The sequence below is a fragment of the Mycetocola sp. genome (genome assembly GCF_025464835.1).
Classification (GTDB): domain Bacteria; phylum Actinomycetota; class Actinomycetes; order Actinomycetales; family Microbacteriaceae; genus Mycetocola_A.
Window position 1 is genome coordinate 24,974 of sequence record NZ_JAODMP010000060.1, and the last position, 6,000, is coordinate 30,973.

At 68.0% G+C, this 6,000-nt stretch carries 6 protein-coding genes; 2 read left to right on the forward strand and 4 right to left on the reverse strand.

Annotation, left to right across the window (positions count from 1 at the left end; translation table 11 throughout):
- Positions 1-180: 180 nt before the first annotated feature.
- Positions 181-1,005, reverse strand: a complete 825-nt coding sequence (locus JWP90_RS07370; RefSeq protein WP_297361833.1) for a nuclease-related domain-containing protein — start codon at positions 1,003-1,005, stop codon at positions 181-183.
- Between the two features lie 86 nt (positions 1,006-1,091).
- The gene (locus JWP90_RS07375) at positions 1,092-2,015 is read right to left on the reverse strand and encodes a DnaJ domain-containing protein (protein WP_297361848.1); all 924 of its coding nucleotides are present in this window, start codon (positions 2,013-2,015) and stop codon (positions 1,092-1,094) included.
- Positions 2,016-2,238: 223 nt separating this feature from the next.
- Here JWP90_RS07375 and JWP90_RS07380 point away from each other — a divergent pair, with 223 nt between their 5' ends.
- Positions 2,239-2,541, forward strand: coding sequence for a hypothetical protein (locus JWP90_RS07380; RefSeq protein ID WP_297361836.1), 303 nt, complete (start codon positions 2,239-2,241; stop codon positions 2,539-2,541).
- 6 nt (positions 2,542-2,547) lie between these two features.
- Here JWP90_RS07380 and nhaA read toward each other — a convergent pair whose 3' ends face one another.
- Together nhaA and JWP90_RS07390 are read right to left on the reverse strand one after the other, a co-directional pair.
- Positions 2,548-3,882, reverse strand: a complete 1,335-nt coding sequence (gene nhaA, locus JWP90_RS07385) for a Na+/H+ antiporter NhaA (RefSeq protein WP_297361839.1) — start codon at positions 3,880-3,882, stop codon at positions 2,548-2,550.
- Positions 3,883-3,975: 93 nt separating this feature from the next.
- A complete protein-coding gene (locus JWP90_RS07390; protein WP_297361842.1) occupies positions 3,976-5,526 on the reverse strand; it encodes a CYTH and CHAD domain-containing protein in 1,551 nt (516 codons plus the stop codon).
- A 159-nt stretch (positions 5,527-5,685) separates the two neighbouring features.
- Between JWP90_RS07390 and JWP90_RS07395 the strand changes: the two genes are divergently transcribed.
- A partial coding sequence (locus JWP90_RS07395; RefSeq protein ID WP_297361845.1) for a hypothetical protein occupies positions 5,686-6,000 on the forward strand: 315 nt, incomplete at its 3' end.

Below are 6,000 nucleotides of genomic sequence, written 5' to 3' on the forward strand. Positions count from 1 at the left end.
CTGCACCTTGGATAGCGTCGAGGTGCAGCGTTGCGCGGAAAACGTGCGCTGGACCAGCGCGTGACGGCCCTCTCTGGGGCTTGTCTTTCCGGGGGGAAGAAGAGATGTCGCGACCTGCGCACATCGCGGCATCCTCCGGTCGAGGGGGTGTGTGCCGATCCGGTGCAGCCCCCTCGGTCGTTAACCTGGGATCAGACTGGTCGCCACCGAGGTGATGACAGCGGAAAGCAGCGGTGGCGCGAGAGCGATCGCGGCGGCGGTACCGGCGACCAGACCGCCGAGAGACCACAGGGAACGCCGGGTGGCCGCGGTCCGCACCTCGCCGTCGAGCGCGTCGAAGCGCGCCAGCATTCGTTCGCATGGGGCAGACGCCACCGTGCGCCAGGTGCCTGGGTCATCGACCAGACCGACGATGCGGGCGAGGTCATCCGGGCCGAACTGCACGGGCCGATCCAGCAGCCAGCGCCGCAGCCGACGCGCTTCGAGAACGGTGACGAGGTCCGGCCGCTCCCGAACGACGAGCCTGGACGCACCATGGATCGCAACCACCGGATGCACTCGACCGGTCAGGCCAAGCCTGGTGTGCACGAGCTTCGTCACGCGGGCGGCCTCGTGCTCGGCGTTGCGGATGTGCGGCTGGCGCTGCCATGACACCATCAAAGTGCGGTTCGCGACCCAGATCGGCTTGCCGCGGTGGTGCTTCGTGTTGATGGTGAAGACTCCGCCCGGGCCGACGACGAGATGGTCGATGTCTGCTTCTCTCGTGCCGACCGGGAGTGCATGAAACACGGTCCATCCCGCCGGCAGCGATTCGAGCATCCGACCGACCGCGATCTCACCCTGGGCTCCGCGATACCAGGCGAGACCGCTGCTGCTCAGCGGTGTCCGGCCGAAGATGCGGGCTATGGGACCGCGCTCGAGAAGGTGAGATGGATCCCCGAGGAGTTCTTCGATGACGGCCTGTGCGGCGTGGCGCTGCTGCATGCTCGTGGCGTGGACGGTCACTGAACTCCCTTTGTAGCTGTCCTTCGACAGTACTGAGCCTCGCCAAGGCCGCTGCATCCCCAGAACGGGCTTGCGACAGTGCGGGCTCACTCGACGAAGCGGATGCCGTTCTGCAGCCGGGTGCGCAGGTCGAAGAGTTCGTTGCCTCCCGCCCGTGTGAGATCCGGCAGGCCGGCGCGGAGGAAGCCCGGGAGGAAGGACGCGCGGATCGCGAGCGTCGCCGCACCGCGGCTGCTGCCCAGCTGAACGTACGGGGCCTCGAGAGCGTTGTCGGGCAGAACGATGGCGAGGCCGGTGAACTTCACCCGCAGCGACCGGCTGAGCACCTTCGCGCGGGCGGCGAGGTCGTGCATTGGCCGCTCGCCGTCGAGCGCCTCACCGATCAGTTCACCGCGTTTGATCTTGACCGGGGCACCCCAATCCTCGGACAGCAGGGCGAACAGGCCGGTCGGCCCGAGCACGATGTGGTCGATCTTCTCGTCTGGGGCGCCGGTGGCGACGTCATGCCAGACCGTGAAACCGAGGCCCAGCTCCGCCAGGTTGCGGGCCGTCGCCTCCTCGGCGAGCGCATCGGCCAGAAGGTGTCGCAACTCCCGAGGGGCAGTGCGAACGAGAGCCGGGTCATACGGGTCTGCCTCGACGCCGCGACCGGTCCACTCCCGCATCAGCCGGAGGTACCGTTCCCGTCGCCAGCCGCCTGGGTGCCCGTACGAGCGTGCCCGGGGGCGGGAGTCGGCCTGCGGTTTAGCAGCGGATGCCGCCCAGGTGTGGTGTTGCTCCGATGCGTTCGTCCCCGTGGAACGACCGCGGTCGTATGCGGCCCGCCCCGCGACAGTTCCGACGCGTTCCCAGGCCAGCTGCACAGCTGTGAACCGAACGGCATCGCCTCCGGTGTCCGGGTGGGTTTCCCGCATCAGCCGCCGGTAGGCACGACGCAGTTCGTCCTGGTCGGCTGTTGGGCTCACGCCGAGCACCTCATAAGGCGTCGCCGAGATCGGGCTGTCTGGCATCCGCTCGCTTTCGGGTGGGGAGATCTGCAGCTTCGACGATACCGAGGAAATCTGGGAGGCGGCGGCGTCTCCTGGTCCGTTGATCGAGTAGCGAGGAACGAACGTATCGAGATCCGGTTGCATGATCTCGATACGCGCGCTGCGCGAGCTACTCCATGGAGGGGTGGCACGCCCAAACGCAAGGGGGTTCTCAGCCCGAACCCCCTTGCATAGCCTCGGACCCATGAGCGACGAGACACTGAACCCATCCGGCACCGTTCCGAGCGGCGACCCGGTCAAGAAGGTGCCAACCCACGGCAACCTCAACGACGAGCAACAGACCAGCAAAGACATGACGTACAGTCCCGCGAGCGGTCGGGAGACCGAGGAACGGCAGCGATCTTCGGACTCTCAGGCGTTCAACGACGAGGACATCGACGCCGACCAGGTGAACCTGTTGCCAGGCACAGGGGGCCCGGACGACGTCGGCGACATCGAGGTGGATCCGGGCGAGATCGACCTCGAAGGCAACGCCGGCATCAGCTGACGGCGGTCAGGACCCGCGCTGGTAGACGTCCGGGATGCCGTCGTTGTCGGCATCCGCCCGCTCTTCCTCCTCGATCCGGCGATACCGGCGGTTACGGCTGACCAGCAGAACGGATGCCAGCACGGCGGCGAGCACGGACGCCAGCAGGATGCCCACCTTGGCGTGGTCGTTCTGGATCGCGCCCAGGCCGAAGCTCAGTTCGGCGACAAGCAGGGACACGGTGAAGCCGATGCCGGCGAGCAGTCCGATGCCGACGAGATCGATCCAGGCCAGGGAGGCGTCCAGTCTCGCGCGGGTGAACCGGGCCATCACCCACGTGGTCGCGACGATGCCGATCGGTTTGCCGAGCACAAGCGCGACGACGATGCCGATGGTGACCGGGTCGATCAGGGACGAGGTGAAGCCTTCCCAGCCACCGATCGCGACACCGGCCGCGAAGAATGCGAACACCGGCACGGCGAAGCCGGCGGAGATCGGACGGAACCGGTGCTCGAAGATCTCGGCGAGGCCAGGACCGGCAGCCGGGCCACCGCTGGCCGCGCTGCGGAGGACGGGCACAGCGAAACCGAGCACGACGCCCGCGATGGTGGCGTGCACCCCGGATGCGTGAAGCAGCCCCCACGCGACAACTCCGAGGGGGAGGAGGATCAGCCAGGCGGCGCTCGCGTGCAGCCCGAAGAACCGGCGGTACCGGTGCGCGAGAAATGCGTACGCGGCGACCGGGATGAGGAACAGCGCAAGGGGGAGAACGGCGATCTCGTTCGTGTAGAAGACGGCGATGATCGTGATCGCGATCAGATCGTCGACCACCGCGAGGGTGAGCAGGAAGATTCGCAGGGCGCTCGGCAGGTGGGAGCCGATGATGGCGAGCACGGCGACGGCGAAGGCGATGTCGGTCGCCGTGGGAATGGCCCAACCGCGGATGCCTTCCGGGTTCGTGATGTTGATCGCAACGTAGATCAGGGCCGGGACGATGACACCGCCCGCCGCCGCCGCAACGGGGATCACAGCTTTACTGAATTGGCTGAGGTCGCCGGCGACGAACTCCCGTTTCAGCTCGAGCCCGACGAGGAAGAAGAAGACGGCGAGGAGCCCGTCAGACGCCCACGCGCCGAGACTGAGCTCGAGATGCCAGGGTTCGTAACCGATCGTGAAGTCGCGGACCGCGAAATACACATCGGATCCCGGCGAGTTGGCCCAGATCACCGCGATCGCGGCCGCGGCGACGAGCAGAAGTCCGCCGACGGTCTCTTTGCGGAGGATGTCGCCGATGCGCACGGCTTCCGAATAGCTGCCACGGCCGAGGAGGCTGGGGGACGGTTTCGGTGGGGTGTTGGCCACTGGGGCTCCTTGCTGGACGGGTCGACGAAACGATGCCGACCAGACTTCCCGGCTCACCGGCATCCACTCTACAACCGGGTCCCCATCCGGGGCTCAGCGGAGGTTGCGCACATCCTCCAGCGCGCTTGTCGATTCGGCGAGCGCGGCGGTGCCGCTTCTGGCGCTCAACTCGGACAGCGAGGTGTAGATGGCCGTCTTCTCCCCGGCGGCTTCGGCTCGGCCGGCGGTCTGCGAGAGATGCGCGCTGAACAGGACGCAGTCCCGGTGTGCGCCGAGTGTGTCCTGAATGCGCTCCCCGGCGGCAGCGGCCGATGGCGACCGCCCAGCCCGTGCGGCCTCCGCCGCTTCGGCCGCGTAACGCAGGCGACGGCCGGCTTTGCGGACCTCATGCAGCTGGGACTCGACATCACCGCTTGCCCCCGCCACGGCATCCGCCCGTTTCTGCACCCGGCGGATCTCGCGCGCCAGCACTCTCTTCACGAGCTTCTTCGCGGATGTCGCGGCGTCATCAGTCAGGGGCGGATGCACCACGAACTCGTCGAGATCATCCAGGAGCCGGAAGTACTCCGGTGAGGAGAGAACCGTGGTGAGGTGGCGGTGGGCCCTCGTATACCGGTCGCGAGTGCCGTCGACGAGGCGTGCGCGCGCAGCCGCCTGCGGCTGGCCGAGTTCGTCGAGCAACGCTTCGGCGCGAGTGGCCTGCACCTCGATGTCACGGGCGTTGCCAAGGGCTGTACCGAGCGTGCCGAGACGGTGGCGCAGGTTCTCGGTGACATCGCGATCGAACAGGGATCGGTAGGCGGCGAGCACGCTGCGGAGGCGCCGCACAATCGTGCGCATGCGGTGCACGGCATCGGGCTCGTCGGCACGGGCGGCTGGGTCGGTCTGCTCGAGATCATTCACCAGATTCCGGATGGCGCCAACCACCACAGCGGATGCGTCGCCGCCGGTCTGATCGGGTGTGTTCGCCGACACAGCACCGGGGTGGTCCTCCGGCAGGACCTCGGTGAGCGAGTCGGCGCCAAGGGCGCGGGCGATCTTCGCCACGCTTGACGACGGGTGGGCGCCCGCTTCGGCGATGAGTCCCTCGATCTGGTCGAGGAGGGCTGTGCGGCCGTCCTCGGTGTCGGGGGCACCGTCGAGCAGTTCGACCTCCCATTCGCGCCAGCTTCTTTCGCCTCCGCGGCGCACGTCGGTGGCGGCAACCTCGTCATCGGCGATCTCGACCACACCGTTGCCGTCAGCATCCAGCAGGTGGATCGCCGTGCGCCGGGTCGAGATGCGGGCAATCGGGGTGAGTTCACGGCCGCGGACCCACGCGGAAATCGGTTCGAGCAGCGCATCCGGCACCGTCCCGGTGTCGTTGCCGAGGGGCCAGTGCAGTTCGGTGCGCCCCTCGGCCGCCGGCTTCTTGATGTGCCAGCCTGCGTCTCCGCCGCCCGTGCGGCGCCGCACGACAATCCGCCGCACAGCGAGATCGAGGTTGTCGGTGTCGTAGTACACCGCCTCCAGATCGACAGGCTCCCTGGTCTCGACCGACGCGATCCCGTCGACAGCGCTGAGGTCCGGAACGCTCGCACCCTCCTCGACGTCATACTTACGCTCGATCTCGCTCTGGGAGTGGTGGCCGGCGATGTTCGTCATGAGTCCATTGTCGACCGCGGGACGCCTCATGGCCACCGGTCGCCGGCTGCTGGGGGCGGGGGCTCGCGGGCGGTTCCGCTCGGTACGCGACGGATGCCACGCCACCAGCCGCGTCGTCAAGGCCTCGCTCGACTAGTGGCCGCGGCGTAGCCTCACGCTATGACCTCCAACGATGCAGGCGACTTCGGCCGCGACAACAACAACCCCCTCAGCGACGACCCGATCAACACCGTGGACAGCGCGGTGCCCGGCGTGCAGTCCCATGTGCCAGGTGAGGACAACTCCGACAGCTCGGTCGGCGGCGTCGCACCGGGCGGAACGGCGCTGGACCACGCCGGAGACGCGGAAGCACCAGGCGAGCAAGGCCTCTCCAACGCCGGAGACTCGGTCGACGACGCCGGCTTCGGCGACGACCAGGGCATCGGCGACGGCACTGGACTCGGCGACGGTAACGGGAACACGGGCCAGTCGCCG

Bases quoted from the DNA above. Each gene is read 5' to 3' on its own strand.
- JWP90_RS07390 (WP_297361842.1), bottom strand. From the start codon at position 5,526: ATGACGAACATCGCCGGCCACCACTCCCAGAGCGAGATCGAGCGTAAG.
- JWP90_RS07375 (WP_297361848.1), bottom strand. From the start codon at position 2,015: ATGCCAGACAGCCCGATCTCGGCGACGCCTTATGAGGTGCTCGGCGTG.
- JWP90_RS07380 (WP_297361836.1), top strand. From the start codon at position 2,239: ATGAGCGACGAGACACTGAACCCATCCGGCACCGTTCCGAGCGGCGAC.